General features: G+C 65.4%; 20 protein-coding genes. 10 read left to right on the top strand and 10 right to left on the bottom strand.

What is annotated here, in order from left to right; all coding sequences use genetic code 11:
- The first annotated feature begins 183 nt into the window (after positions 1-183).
- Both ACIGJG_RS04300 and galU read left to right on the top strand, forming a co-directional pair.
- Positions 184-3,051, top strand: a complete 2,868-nt coding sequence (locus ACIGJG_RS04300; protein WP_011297047.1) for a valine--tRNA ligase — start codon at positions 184-186, stop codon at positions 3,049-3,051.
- Positions 3,052-3,166: 115 nt separating this feature from the next.
- Positions 3,167-4,063, top strand: a complete 897-nt coding sequence (gene galU, locus ACIGJG_RS04295; protein WP_011297046.1) for a UTP--glucose-1-phosphate uridylyltransferase GalU — start codon at positions 3,167-3,169, stop codon at positions 4,061-4,063.
- Between the two features lie 76 nt (positions 4,064-4,139).
- Here galU and ACIGJG_RS04290 read toward each other — a convergent pair whose 3' ends face one another.
- The 7 genes from ACIGJG_RS04290 to ACIGJG_RS04260 form a co-directional block, all read right to left on the bottom strand.
- Positions 4,140-4,367: a sulfurtransferase TusA family protein gene (locus tag ACIGJG_RS04290; RefSeq protein ID WP_011297045.1), complete on the bottom strand. Its 228-nt coding sequence runs from the start codon at positions 4,365-4,367 to the stop codon at positions 4,140-4,142.
- Between the two features lie 29 nt (positions 4,368-4,396).
- Entirely contained in the window at positions 4,397-4,981 is a 585-nt protein-coding gene (locus ACIGJG_RS04285; RefSeq protein ID WP_011297044.1) for an NUDIX domain-containing protein, read from the bottom strand.
- A 66-nt stretch (positions 4,982-5,047) separates the two neighbouring features.
- Positions 5,048-6,088, bottom strand: a complete 1,041-nt coding sequence (locus ACIGJG_RS04280; protein ID WP_140949616.1) for a threonine aldolase family protein — start codon at positions 6,086-6,088, stop codon at positions 5,048-5,050.
- A gap of 31 nt (positions 6,089-6,119) precedes the next feature.
- The gene (locus ACIGJG_RS04275; RefSeq protein ID WP_011297042.1) at positions 6,120-6,308 is read right to left on the bottom strand and encodes a 4-oxalocrotonate tautomerase; all 189 of its coding nucleotides are present in this window, start codon (positions 6,306-6,308) and stop codon (positions 6,120-6,122) included.
- Between the two features lie 58 nt (positions 6,309-6,366).
- Positions 6,367-7,140, bottom strand: a complete 774-nt coding sequence (locus tag ACIGJG_RS04270; protein ID WP_011297041.1) for a class II aldolase/adducin family protein — start codon at positions 7,138-7,140, stop codon at positions 6,367-6,369.
- Positions 7,141-7,227: 87 nt separating this feature from the next.
- The gene (locus ACIGJG_RS04265) at positions 7,228-8,466 is read right to left on the bottom strand and encodes a YbfB/YjiJ family MFS transporter (protein ID WP_483672803.1); all 1,239 of its coding nucleotides are present in this window, start codon (positions 8,464-8,466) and stop codon (positions 7,228-7,230) included.
- Positions 8,466-8,669 (bottom strand): tautomerase family protein, encoded by a 204-nt coding sequence (locus ACIGJG_RS04260; RefSeq protein WP_140949614.1) that lies wholly within the window; start codon positions 8,667-8,669, stop codon positions 8,466-8,468. Before ACIGJG_RS04260 ends, ACIGJG_RS04265 begins: the two co-directional genes overlap by 1 nt.
- A gap of 147 nt (positions 8,670-8,816) precedes the next feature.
- Between ACIGJG_RS04260 and ACIGJG_RS04255 the strand changes: the two genes are divergently transcribed.
- From ACIGJG_RS04255 to ACIGJG_RS04245, 3 genes are all read left to right on the top strand, one after another.
- Positions 8,817-9,710: a LysR family transcriptional regulator gene (locus tag ACIGJG_RS04255; protein ID WP_140949613.1), complete on the top strand. Its 894-nt coding sequence runs from the start codon at positions 8,817-8,819 to the stop codon at positions 9,708-9,710.
- Positions 9,711-9,803: 93 nt separating this feature from the next.
- Complete coding sequence (locus tag ACIGJG_RS04250) at positions 9,804-11,222, top strand: NfeD family protein (protein ID WP_011297037.1); 1,419 nt, start codon at positions 9,804-9,806, stop codon at positions 11,220-11,222.
- Positions 11,223-11,234: 12 nt separating this feature from the next.
- Positions 11,235-12,008: a slipin family protein gene (locus ACIGJG_RS04245; protein WP_011297036.1), complete on the top strand. Its 774-nt coding sequence runs from the start codon at positions 11,235-11,237 to the stop codon at positions 12,006-12,008.
- Positions 12,009-12,029: 21 nt separating this feature from the next.
- Here the strand turns inward: ACIGJG_RS04245 and ACIGJG_RS04240 are convergent, their stop codons facing one another.
- Complete coding sequence (locus ACIGJG_RS04240; RefSeq protein ID WP_041679515.1) at positions 12,030-12,233, bottom strand: type II toxin-antitoxin system VapB family antitoxin; 204 nt, start codon at positions 12,231-12,233, stop codon at positions 12,030-12,032.
- A gap of 86 nt (positions 12,234-12,319) precedes the next feature.
- Entirely contained in the window at positions 12,320-14,944 is a 2,625-nt protein-coding gene (alaS, locus tag ACIGJG_RS04235) for an alanine--tRNA ligase (RefSeq protein WP_140950834.1), read from the bottom strand.
- A gap of 293 nt (positions 14,945-15,237) precedes the next feature.
- Between alaS and ACIGJG_RS04230 the strand changes: the two genes are divergently transcribed.
- From ACIGJG_RS04230 to ACIGJG_RS04220, 3 genes are all read left to right on the top strand, one after another.
- Positions 15,238-16,458: a CaiB/BaiF CoA transferase family protein gene (locus ACIGJG_RS04230; RefSeq protein ID WP_140950833.1), complete on the top strand. Its 1,221-nt coding sequence runs from the start codon at positions 15,238-15,240 to the stop codon at positions 16,456-16,458.
- 147 nt (positions 16,459-16,605) lie between these two features.
- Positions 16,606-17,061, top strand: a complete 456-nt coding sequence (locus tag ACIGJG_RS04225) for a DUF2214 family protein (protein ID WP_011297032.1) — start codon at positions 16,606-16,608, stop codon at positions 17,059-17,061.
- A gap of 39 nt (positions 17,062-17,100) precedes the next feature.
- Positions 17,101-18,096, top strand: coding sequence for a Bug family tripartite tricarboxylate transporter substrate binding protein (locus ACIGJG_RS04220; protein WP_140950832.1), 996 nt, complete (start codon positions 17,101-17,103; stop codon positions 18,094-18,096).
- 10 nt (positions 18,097-18,106) lie between these two features.
- On the opposite strand, the gene ACIGJG_RS04215 is transcribed toward ACIGJG_RS04220, so the two are convergent.
- Complete coding sequence (locus ACIGJG_RS04215; protein ID WP_011297030.1) at positions 18,107-19,873, bottom strand: potassium/proton antiporter; 1,767 nt, start codon at positions 19,871-19,873, stop codon at positions 18,107-18,109.
- A gap of 372 nt (positions 19,874-20,245) precedes the next feature.
- On the opposite strand from ACIGJG_RS04215, the gene ACIGJG_RS04210 reads away from it, so the two are divergent.
- On the top strand, positions 20,246-20,707 hold the full coding sequence (locus ACIGJG_RS04210; protein WP_011297029.1) for a tripartite tricarboxylate transporter TctB family protein: 462 nt from the start codon (positions 20,246-20,248) through the stop codon (positions 20,705-20,707).
- A 13-nt stretch (positions 20,708-20,720) separates the two neighbouring features.
- On the top strand, positions 20,721-22,223 hold the full coding sequence (locus tag ACIGJG_RS04205) for a tripartite tricarboxylate transporter permease (protein ID WP_011297028.1): 1,503 nt from the start codon (positions 20,721-20,723) through the stop codon (positions 22,221-22,223).
- Positions 22,224-22,319: the final 96 nt, after the last annotated feature.

The raw sequence follows: 22,319 nt of genomic DNA, 5'->3' as shown, positions 1-22,319 counted from the left end.
CCAAATACCAAACCCCAAATTATACCGACCCCCACCCCCGCGAAGCGAACGAATTCCTCCCCGCCCCGCGACGTTCCGTATAATTTGGGGTTTTACTGGCGCATTGCATCCCCGGCCGCGCCAGGCGCAGGCCGAGGCACCTGACCTGCAATCGCCCAGACGCCAAACATCGACATCCCCAGCATGACCGCCCAAGACCAGTCCCTTGCCAAGAGCTTCGAACCCGCCGCCATCGAGGCGAAATGGGGCCCCGAGTGGGAGAAGCGTGGCATCGCGCAGCCGACGTTCGACCCGGCCAAGCCCGATTTCGCCATCCAGCTGCCGCCGCCGAATGTGACCGGCACGCTGCACATGGGCCACGCGTTCAACCAGACGATCATGGACGGCCTGACCCGCCATGCACGCATGCTGGGCGCGAACACATTGTGGGTACCGGGTACGGACCACGCGGGTATTGCCACGCAGATCGTGGTCGAACGCCAGCTCGAAGCGCAGGGCGTGTCGCGCCACGACCTCGGCCGCGAGAAATTCACCGAGAAGGTCTGGGCCTGGAAGGAAGAGTCGGGTTCGACTATCACGCGCCAGGTGCGCCGCATGGGCGCGTCGATCGACTGGACCCGCGAGTACTTCACCATGTCGCCCGACATGTCGAAGGCGGTCACCGAGGTCTTCGTGCGCCTGCATGAGCAGGGCCTGATCTACCGCGGCAAGCGCCTGGTCAACTGGGACCCGGTGCTCGGCACGGCCGTGTCGGACCTGGAAGTCGACAGCGTCGAGGAAGACGGCTTCCTCTGGCATATCCGCTATCCGCTGGTCGAGGCCGACGCCAAGGGCGGCCTGACCCACCTGACCGTTGCGACCACCCGCCCCGAGACCATGCTCGGCGACGTGGCCGTCATGGTCCATCCCGAGGATGAGCGCTATGCGCACCTGATCGGCAAGGAAGTCGAGCTGCCGCTGACCGGCCGCCGCATCCCTGTGATCGCCGACGAGTACGTCGACCGCGAATTCGGTACCGGCGTGGTCAAGGTGACGCCCGCGCATGACTTCAACGACTACGCGGTTGGCCAGCGCCACAACCTGCCGCAGATCTCGATCCTGACGCTCGACGCCAAGATCACTGCCGACGCCCCCGGCAACTACGCCGGCCAGGACCGCTACGACGCCCGCAAGGCCATCGTCGCCGACCTGGAAGCGCAGGGCCTGCTGGTCGAGACCAAGAAGCACAAGCTGATGACGCCGCGCAGCGAGCGCACCGGCAGCGCGATCGAGCCGATGCTGACCGACCAGTGGTTCGTCGCCATGAGCAAGCCCGCGCCGGAAGGCACGTTCTACCCGGGCCGCTCGATTGCCGAAGTGGCGCTCGACGCCGTGCAGAGCGGCGAGATCAAGCTGGTGCCCGAGAACTGGAACAGCACTTACAACCAGTGGCTGGCCAATATCCAGGACTGGTGCATCTCGCGCCAGCTGTGGTGGGGCCACCAGATTCCGGCGTGGTACGACGATGCCGGCAACTGCTTCGTCGCGCGCACCGAGGAAGAAGCGCAGGCCAAGGCGAAGGCCGCCGGCAGCACCGGCGCGCTGCGTCGCGAGGAAGACGTGCTCGACACGTGGTTCTCGTCGGCATTGGTGCCGTTCTCCTCGCTGGGCTGGCCTGAAGAGACGCCGGAACTGAAGCACTTCCTGCCGTCGTCGGTGCTGGTCACCGGCTACGACATCATCTTCTTCTGGGTGGCGCGCATGGTCATGATGACCAAGCACTTCACCGGCCAGGTGCCGTTCCATACCGTGTATGTGCACGGCCTGGTGCGCGACTCGGAAGGCAAGAAGATGAGCAAGTCCGAGGGCAATACGCTGGACCCGGTGGACCTGATCGACGGTATCGACCTCGACACGCTGCTCAAGAAGCGCACCACGGGCCTGCGCCGTCCGAAGGACGCGCCGAAGATCGAGAAGAAGACCAAGAAGGAATTCCCGGAAGGTATTCCGGCCTTCGGCGCCGACGCGCTGCGCTTCACGTTCGCGTCGCTGGCCACGCTCGGCCGCAATATCAACTTCGACACGGGCCGCTGCGAAGGCTACCGCAACTTCTGCAACAAGTTGTGGAACGCGACGCGCTTCGTGCTGATGAACACCGAAGGCCATGACTGCGGCATGGGCCCGTGCAACAACGACTGCGGCCCGGACGGGTACCTGCACTTCTCGCAGGCCGACCGCTGGATCGTGTCGCTGCTGCAGCGCGTGGAAGCCGATGTCGAAAAGGGCTTTGCCGAGTACCGCTTCGACAACATCGCCAGCGCGATCTACAAGTTCGTCTGGGACGAATACTGCGACTGGTACCTGGAGCTGGCCAAGGTGCAGATCCAGACCGGCACCGAAGCCCAACAGCGCGCCACGCGTCGCACGCTGCTGCGCGTGCTCGAAACGGTGCTGCGCCTTGCGCACCCGATCATCCCGTTCATTACCGAAGAGCTCTGGCAGAAGGTTGCACCGCTGGCCGGCCGCGCCAAGGGCGACGGCACCGAGAGCCTCGCCCTGCAGGCCTATCCGCTGCCGGCCATGGCCAAGATCGACGAAGCCGCCGAGCAATGGGTCGCGCAGCTCAAGGCCGTGGTCGATGCCTGCCGCAACCTGCGTGGCGAAATGAACATCTCGCCGGCGCAGCGCATTCCACTTTACGCGCAGGGCGATACCGAGTTCCTGCGCGAGGCGAGCGCGCACATCCAGGCGCTGGCGAAACTTTCTGAAGTGCGCGTATTCGAAGATGACGCCACCCTGCAAGCCGAAGGCGCTGGCGCGCCGGTCGCCATCGTCGGTGGCAACCACCTGCTGTTGAAGATCGAGATCGATGTCGCCGCCGAGCGCGTGCGATTGTCGAAGGAGATCGAGCGCATCGGCGGCGAGATCGGCAAGTGCCGTGGCAAGCTGTCGAACGAGAGCTTTGTCGCCAAGGCGCCGCCCGCCGTGGTGGCGCAGGAAACGCAGCGTCTGTCCGATTTCGAGCAGACACTGGCCAAGCTGCAGGATCAACTGCAGCGCCTGCCGGCCTGAACGGGAACTACTGTGGGTATGTCGGTTTCCGTCCGCCTGACGTCGGACGGAACCTGACAGACGGCCCCCGCAGTATCCGGCAGGGTTACAAGTCGAATCCGAAGGAATAGCTGACATGGAAAATCGCGTTACCAAGGCCGTCTTCCCGGTCGCGGGCCTGGGCACCCGCTTTCTGCCCGCCACCAAGGCCAGCCCGAAGGAAATGCTGCCAGTGGTCGACAAGCCTCTGATCCAGTACGCCGTGGAAGAAGCCATGGCCGCCGGCATCACCGAAATGATCTTCGTCACGGGCCGCTCCAAGCGCGCGATCGAAGACCACTTCGACAAGGCCTTCGAACTGGAAGTGGAACTCGAGGCAAAGAACAAGCAGGCGCTGCTCGACGTGGTGCGTTCGATCAAGCCGGCCAACGTGGAGTGCTACTACGTGCGCCAGCCTGAAGCGCTGGGCCTGGGCCATGCCGTACTGTGCGCCGCCAAGCTCGTCGGTGAAGCCCCGTTCGCGGTCATGCTGGCCGATGACCTGATCGACGGCACGCCGCCGGTGATGAAGCAGATGGTGGACCTGTACAACCACTACAACTGCTCGGTGCTCGGCGTCGAAGAGATCGCCCCGGAGCAGAGCCGTTCATACGGCGTGGTCGATGGCCGCGAATGGGATGAAGGCGTGATCAAGATGTCTGGCATCGTGGAAAAGCCGGCACCCGAAGACGCACCGTCCAACCTGGGCGTGGTCGGCCGCTACATCTTGACGCCGCGCATCTTCGACCACCTGCGCGAACTGAAGCCGGGCGCGGGCGGCGAGTTCCAGCTTACCGACGCGATCCAGTCACTGCTCAGCCAGGAGCAGGTGCTGGCGTACCGCTACCACGGCACGCGCTATGACTGCGGCAGCAAGCTCGGCTACCTGAAGGCCACGGTCGAGTACGCGCTGAAGCACCCGGAAGTCAGCGCTGGCTTCCGCGATTACCTCGAACACCGCGGCACCTACCTCGCCGACGGCACGATGGCCTGAGCGTCCACCGGGCCCATCATGAGAAAAGCCGCCCAAGAGCGGCTTTTCTGCTATCTGGCCGGGAGACGGTCAGCAATCAACGACGGCGCATGTAGAACACGAACACCTTGTCGACTTCCTGGTGCGACAGTAGCTCGTTGCCGGTCTGCTTGGCAAAGGCCTGGAAATCGCGCGTGGCGCCCGGATCGGTGGCCAGCACCTTGAGCACGTCACCGCTGGCCATGTCGGCCAGCGCCTTCTTGGTACGCAGGATCGGCAGCGGGCAGTTCAGGCCACGCGCATCCACTTCTTTCTGGAACTCCATTCCTCTCTTCCTTGCTCTTTTTTCAGTCTTCAGACCCGATATTGTAGCGAACCGTTCAGGACGCTGAAGTCACTCGGCTGGCGCGGGTCTGGGATGTCCTCGCCCGTGCGGCGATCGAAGAAGCGCACCGGGTAACCGCGCGCCTGCAGCCAGTCGGCGACAGCGAAGCCGGTGCCGGCCGACCAGATACGCATGTTCTCGGGCGCGACCAGCTTGTACTCGGCCAGCTCTTCGGACAGCGCGATGTTGCCGCTCGCCTTCACGTGATAGGCGATGATCAGCTCGTTCTTGCGCATGAATTCGTAGACACCGATCAGCGACACGGCTTCGGTGTCGAGATTCGTTTCTTCCTTCAGCTCGCGCGCCACGCCCAGCTCGGGCGTCTCGTCACGTTCAAGGAAGCCGGTGACCAGCGCGAACATCTGCTCCGGCCACGCCGCATTGCGCGCAAGCAGCAGCTTGCCTTCGTACTCGACGACCGCTGCCAGTACCGGCAGCGGATTGTTCCAGTGCACGAAGCCGCATTCCGGCTGGATACAGGCGTGGCGTTCGCGCCCCGACAGCGGCATCACCTCGAGCGGCGCGCCGCATTGCGGGCAGAATCGGTATTGCATGGGGGAGCTCCTCGGTGTCTCGTTATGTTCTGCTACCGCCCGGTATCTTACGCCTGAGTGCGACTTTCAGCAGGCTGCGCAGGCCACGTGCATGTCGGCCGCAAGCGCCTCGACCGTCTCAGGCTGCAGGTCCCACGCACACATAAAGCGGCAGCCGCCCGCACCGATGAACGTATAGAAGCGCCAGCCCTTTGCGCGCAATGCCTCAATCGCTGGCAGCGGCAGTTCGGCGAACACCGCGTTGGACTCGGTCGGGAACATGATGCGCACGCCCGGAATATCTGCAATGCGTGACTGCAGCAGCTGCGCCATGGCATTGGCATGCCGCGCGTTGGACAGCCAGACGTTGTTTTCCAGCAGTCCGAGCCACGGCGCCGAGATGAAACGCATCTTCGATGCAAGCTGGCCAGCCTGCTTGACGCGGTAGGCAAAGTCCTCGGCCAGGCGGCGATCGAAGAAGACCACCGCCTCGCCCACCGGCAGTCCGTTCTTGGTGCCGCCGAAGCACAGTACATCCACGCCGGCGCGCCACGTGATCTCGGACGGATGCACGCCGAGCGAAGCCACCGCATTGGCAAAACGCGCGCCGTCCATGTGAACGCGAAGCTGGCGGCGCTTGGCGATGGCGGCAATCGCCCTAACCTCCTCCACCGTATAGACGGTGCCGACTTCGGTCGACTGCGTCAGAGACACCACCTTAGGCTTCGGGTAGTGGATGTCCGAGCGGCGCGTGACCAGTGCCTCGATCGCATCGGGCGTGAGCTTGCCGTTCTCGCCCGGCGCGGTCAGCAGCTTGGAGCCGTTGGAGAAGAACTCCGGCCCGCCGCACTCGTCGGTCTCGATATGCGCCAGTTCGTGGCAGATGACCGAGTGGTACGACTGGCACAGCGCCGATAGCGCGAGGGAGTTTGCTGCCGTGCCGTTGAAGACGAAGAACACTTCGCAATCGGTCTGGAACAGGTCGCGGATCCGGTCGCAGACTTTCTGGGTCCAGGAATCGTCGCCATAGGCCTGTTCGTGGCCCGTGCCGTTGGCTTCGAGGAAATACTTCAGCGACTCCGGACAAAAGCCGGCGTAGTTGTCCGAGGCGAAATGCTGCTTGGTCATAGGCGGGTCTTGCGGTGTGTGGCTGGTGCGGTTACTTCTTGTCGGCCCACAGCTCGCCGCCGGTGGCCCAGTTCTCGCGCTTGACGTCGGTGATGATGATGTCCACGGCCGCGGGCTCGCAGCCCAGCGTCTCGCAGGTGACGCGCGTCACGGCGTCGACGAACGTGCGCTTCTGTTCGATGGTGCGGCCTTCAAACATCTCTACGTGAAACGTCGGCATTCCTGGCTCCTTGCGTTGTCTTTGGGTGTTCGTTTGTTCGTCTGTCTGTCGCGGGCAATCAGTCCCGGAACGAGGCATCGATTCTATCGAGTTTGCGCAGCAGCGCCGGCCACTCCAGCGCGCCTTCTATGGCGCCGTTGTCGTAGAGCTGCTCGGACGCCTTTTCCGCCACGCCGGGCGCGGGTCGCACGAGCCGGCCGCCTGCCTGCGCGCCGATCTGGACCTCGCATGCCTTGATCAGCGTCGCCATCAGCACATAGGCTTCGGCAACCGTACGACCGACGGTGAGCGTGCCGTGATTGCGCAAGAGCATGGCCTGCTGCTGGCCGAGCGATGCCGTCAGCCGCGCGCCTTCGGCCGGCGTGAACGCGAGGCCTTCGTAGTCGTGGTAAGCCATGCGACAGTGGAAACGCATCGCGTGCTGCGACAGCGGCAGGAGGCCTTCGGCCTGTGCCGACACCGCGATGCCGGCGGTGTTGTGCAGGTGCATGACGCACATCGCATCGGCGCGTGCCGCGTGCACCGCGCCGTGCAGCGCGAAGCCGGTCACATTGACCGGATGGACGGTCTCGCCGACCACCTCGCCGCGGCCATTGATCTTGACGAGGTCCGATGCCCGGATTTCCTCGAAGGCAAAGCCGAACGGGTTGATCAGGAAGTGATCCGGCTCGCCAGGAACCGTGGCCGAGATATGGGTGTAGATCAGGTCATCCCAGCCCTGAAGCGCCGACAGCCGGTAGGCGGCTGCCAGGTCGACGCGGACGCGCTGCTCTTCCGGCGTGACGGGGCTGGGTGCTCCGGCGGCACGCGCCGGCTGCAAGGTAAAAGACATGGGGTCGCTCCTGCGCCGCCCGGTGTCTGGTGCCGGTGTTGGTCCCGGCTTCCTGAGTCTGGAGTCCGCAAAAGGGCGGCGAAGGCGTTACTGTAGCGCAGTCTGCGGCGGCACCGGGATGGGCCAGGCGCGGCGCATCCATACGAACATCACGGCGCCCGCGAGCAGCGCGGCGGATGCGCACGCCAGCGAGCTTGCAAAGCCACCCGAGCGCGCGACGAGCGCCGTGGCCAGCGGCGGTCCGATGATCTGGCCCAGGCCGTAGGACGCCGTCATCAGGCCCATCAGGCGCGGCGCCTGCGGCCCCCACAGCCGGCGCGCCTCGCGCATCGCGAACGACACCAGCGCGGTGAACGGCAGCCCAGCCAGCAGGCTGCTCACGGCAAAGCCGGTGACGTTCGGGAAGACCACGGCGATCGCCACGCCCAGTGCCTGCATGGCGTAGGCCCATGCGAGCAACCGGCGGTTGTCGTGCGCCATGCCCACGCGCGTCGCGAGATAGGCGCCGATCGTCACGCCGGCGCCGAACACCGGCCAGAACAGGTCCGCCCACACCGAGCCCGGCATCGCCTGCCGCGCGATCACGGGCAGGAAGGTCGCCGTGATGATGTAGCCGAAACCCGCGAGGCCATAGGCCACCGTCAGTGCCCACGTCTCGCCATCCAGCCGCGCGCTGCGTGCCGGGTCGATGGCACTGGTTTTGGCGCTTGCGGGCGCCGGCCGTTCGCCGGACGAGAATACCCACCAGACCGCGAGCACCAGCACCGCTGCCATGACCGTGAAGGCGATCCAGCCGGTGGTGGCATCCCAGCCGGCGGCGACCATGCCGAACGCCGAGACGCCGGTCACTACGATGCCGATGCCCGGCCCGCAGAAGATCAGGCCGCCCAGTGCCGGCTGTCCCAGATCCGCCAGCCGTTGCATGCACCAGCCCGAGGTGTAGACAAGCACGACGGCGCTAGCCACACCCGCCAACGCACGCCAAACCGCCCAGGCCGGCATGCCGCCGGGCAGCGCCATGCCCAGTGTCAGCAGCACCGTGGCCACCAGCCCGACCCGGATCGTGCGCGCGGGCTCCGGGCGAATGAACAGGCAGACGGCGGCGCCGACAAAATAGCCAATGTAGTTGAGTGTGGCGAGCCAGCCGCCCTCATGCAGGTTGACCGTGCCATCGTGCAGCATCATCGGCAGCAGCGGCGTGAACGCGAAGCGGCCGATGCCCATCACCACGGCCAGGCATGCCAGCCCTGCCAAGGCAACCGCCCACGCTCCGGACTCGCGCCGCGACATGCTCGCTGCTGCCGTTCCTGTACCTGCCGCAGCCATCACCGGCCCGCCTTGCGGCGCTCCGTGGTGGGTTCGCCCGCAAAGCCCCAGTTATCCGGATCGACCTCGTCGATGACCACCACGGTAGAGCGTGGATCCTTGCCGAGCACGTCAGCCAGGAGTTGCGTGGCGCCGCGAATCAACTGCGCCTTCTGTGCGGCGGTCGTGCCTTCCCGGGTGATGCGGATGTTCACATATGGCATGTCGTCGTTCCTTCAATGTCGGCGGCCGGTGGTGAACCGGCGTGGATTCAACTATGCTACGCCGTGATGATCATCTTCATAAATGAATTATCAAGATGCCATACATCTTTGATAGAGATGATACAACTCTGACTGACTGGAGCCGCCATGGACCTGGCCACGCTTGAAATCTTCCGGACGGTGGTGGAGGCAGGCGGCGTCACACGCGCCGCAGAACGTTTGCACCGGGTGCAATCCAACGTCACAACGCGCATCCGCCAGCTCGAGGAATCACTTGGCGTGGAGCTGTTCGTGCGTGACGGCAAGCGCATGGTGCTGACGCCGGCCGGGCAGACACTGCTCGATTACGCCGGCCGTATGCTGCGGCTGGCCGACGAGGCGCGCCATGCGGTGCTGCCATCCCGCCCGCACGGTCGGCTGCGCATCGCATCGATGGAAAGCACTGCGGCCAGCCGGCTGCCCGCGATGCTGGCCGCCTATCACCAGGCCTGGCCGGATGTCCAGCTCGAACTGGTCACATTGCCGACCCGGCAGGCCATGGAGGCGCTGGAGCGCTTCGAGGCCGACTGCGCCTTCGTCGCCGAGCCGCTTGGCAATCCCGTGCTGGCATCGCGGCCGGCGTTCGAGGAAGAACTGGTGGTGATCGCCCGCGCCGGACATCGCCCGATCCACAGTGCCGCGGATCTCGAAACCGGCACGCTGCTCGGCTTCGAGCCTGGCTGCAATTACCGGGCCCGGCTTGAAGCGTGGCATGCGGCCGGCGGCGGACCGGCGCCGCGCGTGCTGGAGCTGAATTCCTATCACGCAATCGTGGCCTGCGCGGCGGCAGGCATCGGCGCCGCAATCGTGCCGCGCTCGGTGCTCGGCCTGTATCGCGACTTGCCTGCCATCAGCCTGCACAGTCTTGGCGAGGCGGGGTGCGTGCGAACGCTGCTGGCGTGGCATCCGGCCATGGCCAGCGCGGCGCTCGACGCGCTGGTTCAGGCGCTGCCAACGCCGGCCGCTCCGGCCGGCAACCCCGCCCTGCCTGCCGCCGCCTGAGCGCCCCATTCGCCGCGGGCCGTGCAGGATGTGCCCGGTCGCCTACACTGGAAGTGGCGCCACCATGGCACTCGGTGTGCCACGCCCCTTGCGATGAGATTCGCCATTGCGCGCCTCGCGCACCCATGGCTTTATGTCGGATTGCTGCTGGCCGGCTTCGCACTCGCGGTGCTGGGGGCTGCCCCGACCGCTTCCGTGCCGGCGGGAACCGTCGCCGGCACCGCTCCCGTCTATGTGATTCCGCTCAAGGGCGCCATCGGCCCGGCCAGCGCAAGCTTCGTGCTGCGCGGCATGGAACGCGCGCGCGAAGGCGGTGCGCAGCTCGTCGTGCTCGAAATGGATACGCCGGGCGGCCTCGACCTGTCGATGCGCGAGATCATCCAGGCCATCCTCGCCTCACCCGTGCCGATCGCCAGCTACGTGTTCCCCGGCGGCGCCCGTGCGGCCAGCGCTGGAACCTACATCCTGTACGCGAGCCATATCGCCGCCATGGCGCCGGGCACCAACCTCGGTGCCGCGAGTCCCGTGCAGATCGGCATCGGCGGCCCGCAGAAGCCTGAGGCCGCGCCGGCTTCATCGCCAGCCAGCGAACCTGCCGCGCAGGACACGATGACGCGCAAGCAGATGCACGATGCCTCGGCGTATATCCGCGGCCTCGCGCAGCTTCGCGGCCGCAACGCCCACTGGGCCGAGCGCGCGGTGCGCGAAGCGGTCAGCCTGTCCGCAACCGAGGCCGCTACACAGCGCGTGGTCGACATGGTCGCCACCGACCTGCCGGACCTGCTGCGCAAGGTGAACGGCAAGCGCATCACGGCCGCCGGCGTCGAGCGCGTACTGCAGACCGACCGCGCCACGGTCGTCACGCTAGAACCTGACTGGCGCAGCCGCTTCCTGGCCGTCATCACCGAGCCGAGCGTCGCGCTGCTGCTGATGATGATCGGCATCTACGGGCTGATCTTCGAGTTCTCCACACCGGGCATGGTGGTGCCCGGCGTGGCCGGCGCAATCTGCTTGCTCATCGGCCTGTTCGCGCTGCAGATGCTGCCGGTCAACTATGCGGGACTGGCGCTGATCGCACTGGGCATCGGCTGCATGGTGGCCGAGTTGTTCCTGCCGTCCTTCGGCACGCTGGGCGTGGGCGGCATTGTCGCGTTCGCGTTTGGCGCCGTGATGCTGATCGATACCGACGTGCCAGGTTTCGGTGTGCCGATCGGACTGATCGCCGCGCTGTCGGCAGTATCGGCGCTGTTCCTGTTCGGCATGTCGGCGCTATTGCTGCGCGCCCGCAGGCGGCCGGTCGTCAGCGGCGCCGACACGCTGGTGGGCAGCCGCGGCGAAGTGCTCGACGATCTGCAGGACGAAGGCTGGGCGATGGTGCGTGGCGAACAGTGGCGCATCCGCAGTGCGCGGCCGCTCGCGCGCGGCACGCCTGTCATTGTCACAGCACGCGAGGGGCTGCTGCTCGATGTCGTCAGCGCCCCGGAAATCCCGCCCGCACGCCAACCAACCTGAGGGAGCCTGACCATGGCATACGGATTCAGCTTCGGCGGTTTGATCTTCCTGCTGGCCTTGCTCGTCATTACCGCGTTCCGCGTGCTGCGCGAATACGAACGCGGCGTGGTGTTCATGCTCGGGCGCTTCTGGAAGGTGAAGGGGCCAGGCCTGGTGCTGATCATCCCGGTTGTGCAGCAGATGGTCCGCGTGGACCTGCGCACCGTGGTCATGGACGTGCCGCCGCAGGACGTGATCTCGCACGACAACGTATCGGTCAAGGTCAACGCGGTGGTCTACTTCCGGGTGGTCGACCCGGAGCGCGCCATCATCCAGGTCGCCAACTTTCTCGAAGCCACGAGCCAGCTCGCGCAGACCACGCTGCGCGCGGTACTCGGCAAGCATGAACTGGACGAGATGCTGGCCGAGCGCGAACGGCTCAACCTCGACATCCAGAAGGTACTCGACGCGCAGACCGATGCGTGGGGCATCAAGGTATCGAACGTGGAGATCAAGCATGTCGACCTGAACGAGTCGATGGTACGCGCCATCGCGCGGCAGGCCGAGGCGGAACGGGAACGGCGCGCCAAGGTCATTCATGCCGAAGGCGAACTGCAGGCTTCGGAGAAGCTGCTGGAAGCGGCGCAGATGCTCGCGCGACAGCCTCAGGCGATGCAACTGCGGTATATGCAGACGCTGACGCAGATTGCGGGGGACAAGAGTTCGACGATTGTGTTTCCGTTGCCCATGGATCTGCTGTCTGCGCTGATGAGCAAGCCGGGGGGTGGGCCGGAGGGGCGAGGTTAGCGCGGCCGCGTCGCGCAGGGTTCAAGTTACTGGCTTGTCTCGCCCTCGGGGCACGTCGGGCATATTGGGAAGTGCGCCGCCCGCAGCAGCCAAGCGCTTTGCGGCTTGCACGCGAATAAATGTCCTGATCGCCTCCTGAACGAGTTCTGACTTATCCATCAATGGGTCTGCCATTGCAAGCGCCTGCTCGTACAACTCGTCGTCAATCGTCACTGTGGCTCTCATGGTGGTTCCGGACACGGTCAATACATGACGTTGGATGATAAAGAAAAAGGGCGCCGAGGCGCCCTTTTATCCTAGCCGGAAAAACTTTAAACCTTCGCCGACACCCACTCCACCACACCCGACAGCGCCTGCGGCAGCTTGCCCGGCTCGGTACCGCCAGCCTGAGCCATATCCGGACGGCCACCGCCCTTGCCGCCAACCTGCTGCGCGACAAAGTTGACCAGCTCGCCAGCCTTGACCTTGCCGGTCGCATCGGCGGTCACGCCGGCGATCAGGCTGACCTTGCCGTCGGCCACTGCGGCCAGCACGATCGCCGCGCTCTGCAGCTTGTCCTTGAGCTTGTCCATGGTCTCGCGCAGCGTCTTCACATCTGCGCCTTCGAGTTGGGCGGCCAGCACCTTGAGGCCCTTCACGTCGACCGCCTGCTCGGCGAGCTCGTCGCCTTGCGACGAAGCGAGCTTGCTCTTCAGGCGCTCCAACTCCTTCTCGAGCGCGCGTACCTGCTCCTGCACCTGGCCGATGCGCGGCACCAGCTCCGAAGGCTGCGCCTTCAGCGCGGCAGCGGCTTCGTTGAGCTTGGCGTCGAGCTTCTGCAAGTAGTGCAGCGCGTTGTCGCCGGTGATCGCTTCCACGCGGCGGATGCCCGCGGCCACACCGCCTTCCACCACGATCTTGAACAGGCCGATGTCGCCGGTGCGGTGCACGTGGGTGCCGCCACACAGTTCCTTCGAGGTGCCGATCGACAGCACGCGCACGTCATCGGCGTACTTCTCGCCGAACAGTGCCATCGCGCCGCTCTTGACCGCGTCGTCGAACGGCATGATCTCGGCGTGCGTGTCTTCGTTGCGCAGAATTTCGGCGTTGACGATGTCTTCGACGCGACGGATCTGCTCGTCGGTCATCGGCGCGTTGTGCGAGAAGTCGAAACGCGTCTTGTCGGCATCGACCAGCGAGCCCTTCTGTTGCACGTGGGTGCCCAGCACTTCGCGCAGCGCCTTGTGCATCAGGTGGGTGGCCGAGTGGTTGCGCACGGTGCGCGCGCGGCGCAGTGCATCGACCTGCGGCTGCACGGCGTCGCCGACCTTCAGCGCGCCGCCTTCCAGCGTGCCCTGGTGACCGAACACGTCGGCCTGGATCTTGGTGGTGTCAGCCACGGCGAACACGGCATTGCCAGCCTTGAGCACGCCCTGGTCGCCAGCCTGGCCACCGGATTCCGCGTAGAACGGGGTGTTGTCGAGCACGATCACGCCGGTCTGGCCCGGCTGCATGGCGTCGACAGCAGCGCCGTCCACGTACAGTGCGATGATCTTTGCCTGCGGCAGCTCCAGCTTTTCGTAGCCATGGAACACGGTCTTGTCGCCCGAGTATTCCAGACCAGCGGCCATCTTGAACTTGCCGGCGGCACGTGCCTGCTCGCGCTGGCGGTTCATGGCGGCGTCGAACGCGGCCTCGTCCACGGCGATTTCCTGCTCGCGGCAGACGTCCTGCGTCAGGTCCAGCGGGAAGCCGAAGGTGTCGTGCAGCTTGAACGCCAGTTCGCCGTCGAGCGTCTTGCCGCCCTTGAGCTTCAGGTCGGCCAGCGCAGCGTCGAGGATCGACATGCCGTTCTCGATGGTCTCGAAGAAACGCTCTTCCTCGGCCTTCAGCACTTCGGTCACACGGCCCTGGGCGTCGGCCAGTTCCGGATAGGCTTCACCCATCTGCGCCACGAGGTCAGCCACGAGCTTGTGGAAGAACGGGGTCTTCTGGCCCAGCTTGTAGCCATGGCGGATCGCGCGGCGCACGATACGGCGCAGCACGTAGCCCCGGCCTTCGTTGCCGGGGATCACGCCGTCGACGATCAGGAACGAGCACGCGCGGATATGGTCGGCGATGACCTTCAGCGAGTTCTGGTTCAGGTTGTCGATATGCGTTTCACGCGCGGCGGCCTTGATCAGCGCCTGGAACAGGTCGATCTCGTAGTTGCTGTGCACGTGCTGCAGCACCGCGGCAATGCGCTCCAGGCCCATGCCGGTGTCCACGCATGGCTTGGGCAGCGGCGTCATGTTGCCCTGCTCGTCGCGGTTGAACTGCATGAACACGAGGTTCCAGATCTCGATGTAGCGGTCGCCGTCTTCCTCGGGCGATCCCGGGGGGCCGCCCCACACGTCCGGGCCGTGGTCGAAGAAGATTTCCGAGCACGGGCCGCACGGGCCGGTGTCGGCCATCTGCCAGAAGTTGTCCGATGCGTAGCGCGAACCCTTGTTGTCGCCGATGCGCACGATGCGCTCGGTCGGCACGCCGACTTCCTTGGCCCAGATGTCATAGGCTTCGTCGTCTTCCGCGTAGACCGTCACCCACAGCTTCTCGGCCGGGAGCTGGTAGACCTTGGTCAGCAGTTCCCACGCGTACTGGATCGCTTCACGCTTGAAGTAGTCGCCGAACGAGAAGTTGCCCAGCATCTCGAAGAACGTATGGTGGCGGGCGGTGTAGCCCACGTTCTCCAGGTCATTGTGCTTGCCGCCGGCGCGCACCGAACGCTGCGACGAAGTCGCGCGGCTGTACGGGCGCTTGTCGGTGCCCAGGAACACGTCCTTGAACTGCACCATGCCGGAGTTGGTGAACAGCAGCGTCGGGTCATTCGCCGGCACCAGGCTGGACGAGCGGACCACGGTATGGCCCTTCGATTCGAAGAACTGCAGGAACTTGCTGCGAATGTCTGAGACTTTCATGGGATGGCGGACGCTTCCCGCGGCAGGCAGGGCGCGACGAATCAGTGTTGGATTTGCAAACCGTTGATTATACGGGCAAGCCAGCCTCAAAAAACGCATGGCGGCCAGACCAGCCACCGCGCCGCGCGATCGGTCGGTTATCGCCCAAATCCCGACTTGCGAAGCGGCGCATAAGGCACCAGAAGGCGCCATATACCAGCCCCGGTGGTAGAGTGCAGCGTGTCCGCGCCAGCCCATCCGCAGGCTTCGGCATCCCCCTTTACACCCTCTGCAAACGGAGCCCCCTCGCTGCCATGGGAGCCTTAAGCCATCTCCGCGTTCTCGACCTGACCCGCGTCCTTGCCGGGCCTTGGTGTGCCCAGAACCTTGCCGATTTCGGCGCCGATGTCATCAAGATCGAACGCCCCGGCGCCGGGGATGACACCCGTACCTGGGGACCGCCGTGGCTCAAGGCCACCGACGGCAGCGATACCGCAGAAGCCGCCTACTACCTGGCAGCGAACCGCAACAAGCGTTCGGTGACCTGCGATATTTCATCGCCCGAAGGCCAGCAACTCGTGCGCGAACTCGCCGCGCAGAGCGATGTGGTGCTGGAAAACTACAAGGTCGGCCAGTTGAAGAAGTACGGGCTCGACTATGCATCGCTGAAGGCGGTGAAGCCGGACATCATTTATTGCTCGGTGACCGGCTTCGGCCAGAGCGGCCCATATGCGGCCCGCCCCGGCTATGACTTCATCATCCAGGGCATGGGCGGCTTCATGAGCCTGACCGGCGAGCGCGACGACCTGCCGGGCGGCGGCCCGCAGAAGGCCGGCGTGGCGATCTCCGACCTGATGACCGGCCAGTACGCGACTATCGCCGTGCTGGCCGCGCTGGCGCACCGCGACCGCACGGGCGAAGGCCAGTACATCGACATGGCGCTGCTCGACGTGCAGGTCGCCATGCTGGCCAATATGAATACCAACTACCTGGCGAGCGGCCAGGCTCCGCGCCGCTGGGGCAATGCGCACCCGAACATCGTCCCGTACCAGACCTTCCAGGCCGCCGACGGCTGGCTGATCGTCGCGGTCGGCAACGACGGGCAGTTCCGCAAGTTCGTCAACGACGGCGGCCAGCCGGAACTGGCGGATGATCCGCGCTTTTCGACCAACCCGCAGCGCGTGGCCAACCGCGACGTGCTGGTGCCGATCCTGGCCGACATGGTGCGCACGCGTACGCGCGCACAGTGGATCCGCGACCTGGAAGCGGCCGGCGTGCCGTGCGGCCCGATCAACTCGCTCGACGAAGTCTTCGAGGACGAGCAGGTCAAGGCCCGCGGCCTGCGCGTGGACTTGCCGCACCCGAGCGCCGGCGAGGTCAAGCTGGTCGGCAGCCCGATCAAGATGAGCGCCACGCCGCCCGAGGCGCTGCGCCATCCGCCGCTGCTTGGCGAGCACACCGACACCATCCTGGCCGAGTCACTGGGCTACAGCCCCGAGAAGATCGCGGCGCTACGCGCCAAGGGCGTGGTATAAGAGCCACTTGCGCCGGGCCTGGCGCAATGCGCAGTTGTTGATCAGTCGTCCCCCGAAGCTGTTCCGCGCGACCAGGATTGCCTTGCGCTGGCGCCCCGAGTGAGCGCCAGCCGCCATCTTGTGTCGGCGGGCCCCCAAGGAGATTCCATGCTGACCGATGCCTTGCTGGCATTTTTCCACTTCCTGGCGATCTTCGTCCTGATCACGCTGATGGCGGCCGAAGCCGTGGTGCTGCGGCCTGACCTCACGCCGGCCACGGTGCGCCGCCTGTCGATCTACGACGGGGTCTACTTCCTGTCAGCGATGGCGGTTCTGGCGACCGGCCTTCTGCGTCTGTTCTACGGCGCCAAGGGCGTCGACTTCTATCTGCACAACCCGTGGTTCCACGCGAAGATGACCGTGTTCGTCGTCATCGCGCTGTGCTCGCTGCCGCCTACCTTCGCGATCGCGCGCTGGCGCAAGCAGAGCCGCAAGCTGCCCGATTTCGTGCCGCCGCCGTCCGAAATCAAGAAGGTCCGCCGCTGGGTCATGATCGAAGCCCACCTCGTGATCCTGTTGCCGCTGTGCGCCGTGATGATGGCGCGCGGCATTGGCGCGAGGTAAAACACCGCATTCCCTGGTTTTCCATTCTCCGAAGTTCTCATGCTGAAAAAACTGCTCGCCGCCACCGTGCTGGCGGCCATGCTGCCGGCCACGGCTGCCGTGGCGGCCACCGCTTACCCGACCAAGCCGATCAAGTTCGTGGTGCCCTACCCGGCTGGCGGCCCGCTCGATACGGTTGCGCGCGCCATCGGCGAAAAGCTGCGCGACAGCCTTGGCCAGCCGGTCGTCGTCGAAAACAAGCCCGGTGCGGGCGGCAACCTTGGCGCGGACTATGTCGCCAAGCAGCCCGCGGACGGCTACACCATCGTCATGGGGGCGGTGGCCACACACGCCATCAACCCGACGCTGTTCAGCAAGATGCCGTATGACCCGGTGAAGGACTTCGCGCCAATCACGCTGGTGGCGGATGTACCCAACGTGCTCGTGATGCATCCGGGCAAGGCGGCGGAACTTCATATCAACAATGTGCGCGAGCTGGTCGAATACGCACGCAAGCATCCGGGCAAGCTTGACTATGCATCGGGCGGCAACGGCAGCGCGGGCCACCTGTCGGGCGAGCTGTTCAAGAGCATGGCGAAGATCAGCATGGTCCATATCCCGTACAACGGCGCTTCGCCAGCGCAGCTGTCGGTACTTTCCGGCCAGACCGACCTGATCTTCGACAACCTGGCCTCGGCCTCCGCCAACATCAAGGCCGGCAAGCTGAAGGCATTCGCGGTGACCACGGCCACGCGCGCCACGGCGGTCCCGGAACTGCCGACCATTGCCGAAGCTGGCAAGGGCCTCGGACTGGAAGGCTTCGATATCTCGACGTGGTTCGGCGTGTTCGCACCCGCCAACACGCCGCGCGAGATCGTCGACCGGCTCAATCACGATATCGTCGCCATCCTGAAGACGGATGACATGAAGGCGCGGCTGGCGCGTATCGGCGCCCAGCCGGCGCCGACCACGCCGGAGCAGTTCGGCGCGCTGGTACAGCGCGAGCTGAAGAAGTACGCGCAGATCGTGCGCGTGTCGGGCGCTAAGGTCGACTGACGTCCGCGGACTAGGCCTGGCGCTTGCGCCAGATGCCCCAGCGCCGCGTGCCGGTGGCACCTTCAGTGCGCGGCAGCAACAGGCCGACCTGCACAATGCGCGGCCCTTCCATGCGCGCGGCAGTCAGATGCAGCCCGGCGATCACGACGCTGTCGCCTTCAACCGGCGGCGAAACGAAGGCGGCCTGCATGGCGTCGGCCAGCGTCAGCGGACTTTCAGCAGCGGTCAACGCGCGCTCGCCGTAGAGCGCCGCCAGATCGCGCAGGAACGCATCGCCGGAAATCAGGAAATCATGCGTGACTTGCTCCCACGCCGGGGCCGGGCCCGCCGCCTGGAACAGCGCCGCCAGTCTGGGCACCACTGTAGCGGGCGCCAGGACCGACACCGTATCGCCGGCACGCAGCACGGTCTGGTCGTGCGGCGCGAGCGCGTCGTCGCGCGCCACGGTCAGCAACCGGCATTTGGGCGGCAGTTCCAGCTGATCGGCCCGAACGTTTTCCACAGGGGCGTTGGCACCGACCCGGAACTGCATGACCTCCAGTGTCGGGCCGTGCGTGCCACGCAAACGCGAGCGCGCGAGTGGCTCGGGAAAGCCGGGGCGCAGCACGCGGGCCAGCCGCGCGGCAGGCGCCACCGTCGTTCCCTGCAGCAGCAGGCTCGCCAGCACCACGGCGAACGCGATGCGAAAGATCAGGCCGGACTCCGGCAAGCCGCGCAGCAGCGGGAACAGCGACAGCACGATGGGTACCGCGCCGCGCAGCCCCATCCACGCAATGAACCCCTTTTCCCCGACGCTCAGCCGGAAGGGCAGCAGCGCGAGGAATACGGCCGCCGGCCGGGCTACGAACATCAGAAAGGCCGCCACCGCGATGGCGGGCAATGCCACCTCCCAGATCCGGTGCGGTGCCACCAGCAGGCCCAGCAGCAGGAACATCGCCGACTGGGCCAGCCATGCCATGCCGTCCATGGCGCGCATGGTGTCCGATGTCACGGCCCTGTCCCGGTTCCCCACCAGCATGCCGGCGAGGTACACCGCGAGGAAGCCGCTGCCACCCAGAGTCTGCGTGATGGCAAAGATCAGCGCGCCGCCCGAGCAGATCAGGATCGCATGCAGGCCTTCCGCGACCTCGATGCGCTCGAGAACGCTGGCCAGGCACAAGCCGAGCCCGACCCCCAGCACCGCGCCCACACCGAACTGGACGCCCAGCCGCATGGCGAGCGCTAGCGGCGTCAGGCCGTCCGGCGCGGCAATCCACTCCATCAGGGTCAGCGTCAGGAAGATGGCCATCGGGTCGTTGATGCCGGATTCGATTTCGAGCACGCTCGCCACGCGGTCTTTCAGGCGGATGCCGCTGCTGTGCAGCAGCGAAAAGACGGCCGCCGCATCCGTGGAGCCCACGATGGCGCCCAGCAGCAGGCCGAGCTTCCAGTCGATGCCGAGCACCGAGGCCGAGAACAGGCCCACCAGTCCGGCCGTCACCAGCACACCCACGGTGGCCAGTGCGAGCGAAGGCCGCAATGCCACGCGGAACGTCGCATAACTGGTGCGCAGGCCGCCATCGAGCAAGATCACGGCGAGCGCAAGGTTGCCCACCAGGAAACTGAGCCAGGTGTTCGAGAAGCGGATGCCGCCCGGGCCGTCCACGCCGGCCAGCATGCCGACCGCGAGGAACACGAGCAGGAACGGCACGCCGGCGCGTGCGGAAAAGGCGCCGACCACGATGCCGAGCGACATCACGACGGCGCCGATCAGGATGACATGGTCGACGCTCTCCAAAGGGAGTCCTTTCTATCTAACGCCATCTTTCGCAACCTTTCAGCACCTTACAGCCAGTGCCGCGGTCGCCACCTTTCGAGGCGGGGTCCGACCTGTCCGATGATAGCTCAGCACCCCGGAAACCGCCCTGAAGGAGCGCCCGCGATGCGCCGCAAGCCCGCCTCCAGCCTAGCTTCGCAGGCATTTTAAGCGCCGCCTCATTAGGAGATACCCTCAGCATGACCAAGTTTGCAGACATCTGAAAGGTAGCTGAAAGGTCGCACCCTTACCTTGCACCCTGCCCGCGAAGAGGCCCGTCAGTGCAAGTTGCGTTACTGCACCGCACCATCGGCGCCCGGCAGATTTCAAGCAGTCTTATCGAGGAGAATCATTTTGCGCATACGTAGCCAAAAGGACTTTGCCTCCGGCCTGATGTTCATCTTGGTCGGATTCGGCTTTTCCTGGGTCGCACGCGGCTATTCCATGGGAACCGCCGCAAAGATGGGGCCGGGATATTTCCCGTTCTGGCTCGGCGTCGTGCTCGCCCTGCTGGGCGTGCTGGTGCTGTGGGGTTCGCTGTCTGCCAAGGCGGAAGAGGACCACCTTGCCCGCTGGGACATCAAGTCGCTGTTGTGGATTCTGGGTGCCGTCGTGCTGTTCGGCCTGATGCTCAAGCCGCTGGGCATGGTGCTGTCGGTGCTGGTGCTGGTGCTGGTGTCGTCGATGGCCAGCCACGAGTTCAATTGGAAGGGCGCGATCCTCAACTCGATCATCCTCGTGCTGATCAGCCTGGGCGCTTTCGTGTACGGCATCAACCTGCAGATGCCGGTCTGGCCGGCTTTCCTGGCTAGCTAAGGAGACCGCCAACATGGAACTTCTCTCTAATCTGGGACTGGGCTTTGCTACCGCCCTCTCCTTCCAGAACCTGGCCTACGCCTTCCTCGGCTGCGTGCTCGGTACCCTGATCGGCGTGCTGCCGGGCCTGGGGCCGCTGGCCACCATCGCCATGCTGCTGCCGGTGACCTACACGCTGCCGCCGGTGGCCGCACTGATCATGCTGGCCGGTATTTACTACGGCGCCCAGTACGGCGGTTCGACCACGGCAATTCTGGTGAACCTGCCTGGTGAATCGTCGTCGGTGGTGACCACCATCGATGGCTACCAGATGGCACGACGAGGACGAGCGGGGGTGGCGCTAGCCACAGCCGGCCTGGGCTCGTTCTTCGCCGGCTGCGTGGCCACGCTGATCCTGGCCGCCTTTGCCGCGCCGCTGTCGGAACTGGCGTTCAAGTTCGGCCCCGCCGAGTACTTCTCGCTGATGGTGCTGGGCCTGATCGGTGCCGTGGTGCTGGCTTCGGGTTCGCTGGTCAAGGCGATCTCGATGATCGTGCTCGGCCTGCTGCTGGGCCTGGTCGGTACCGACGTGAACTCGGGCGCGGCGCGCTTCTCGTTCGACGTGCCTGAGCTGACCGACGGCCTGAACTTTGTGTCGGTGGCCATGGGCGTGTTCGGCTTCGCGGAAATCATTGCGAACCTTGAACAGAAGGATGCCCGCGAGACCTTTACGGACCACATCACGAATCTGTTCCCGAACAAGGACGACTTCAAGCGCATGATCCCGGCCGTGCTGCGCGGCACGGTGCTCGGTTCGGCGCTGGGTATCCTGCCGGGCGGCGGTGCTGCACTGGCTTCGTTCGCGGCCTACTCGCTGGAAAAGAAAACGTCCAAGTACGCGCATGAGTTCGGCAAGGGTGCGATCGAAGGCGTGGCAGGTCCGGAATCGGCCAACAACGCCGCGGCGCAGACCTCGTTCATCCCGCTGCTGACGCTGGGCATTCCGCCCAACGCTGTGATGGCGCTGATGGTCGGTGCAATGACCATCCACAACATCCAGCCTGGTCCGCAGGTGATGTCGAGCAACCCAGCGCTGTTCTGGGGCCTGATCGCCTCGATGTGGATCGGCAACTTCATGCTGATCGTGCTGAACCTGCCGCTGATCGGCATCTGGGTGAAGCTGCTGAAGGTGCCTTACCGCTACCTGTACCCGGCCATCCTGACGTTCTGCTGCATCGGCGTGTACTCGGTCCAGAACACGACCTTCGACGTGTTCCAGACCGCTGCCTTCGGCGTGATCGGCTACCTGTTCATCAAGCTCAAGTGCGAACCGGCTCCGCTGCTGCTGGGCTTCGTGCTGGGACCGATGATGGAAGAAAACTTCCGCCGCTCGCTGCTGCTGTCGCGTGGTGACTTCAGCGTGTTCGTGACCCGTCCGCTGTCGATGGGCCTGCTGATCGCCGCTGCGGTGCTGGTGCTGATCGTGGCCTCGCCGTCGATCAAGGCCAAGCGCGAGGAAGCGTTCCAGGAAGAATAAAAGGCAAGACCGCCGGCCGCTGGCCGGCAACGAAAGCAAGACTGGGGGCGTCGCAAGACGCCCCTTTTTTCTTTCTTGCCCCGTCGTTGCCGAGCA

The sequence above is a fragment of the Cupriavidus sp. C1SS-2L genome (assembly GCF_057073735.1).
Note: the sequence above shows the minus strand (reverse complement) of the source record. Positions and strands in the feature narration are given on the sequence as shown.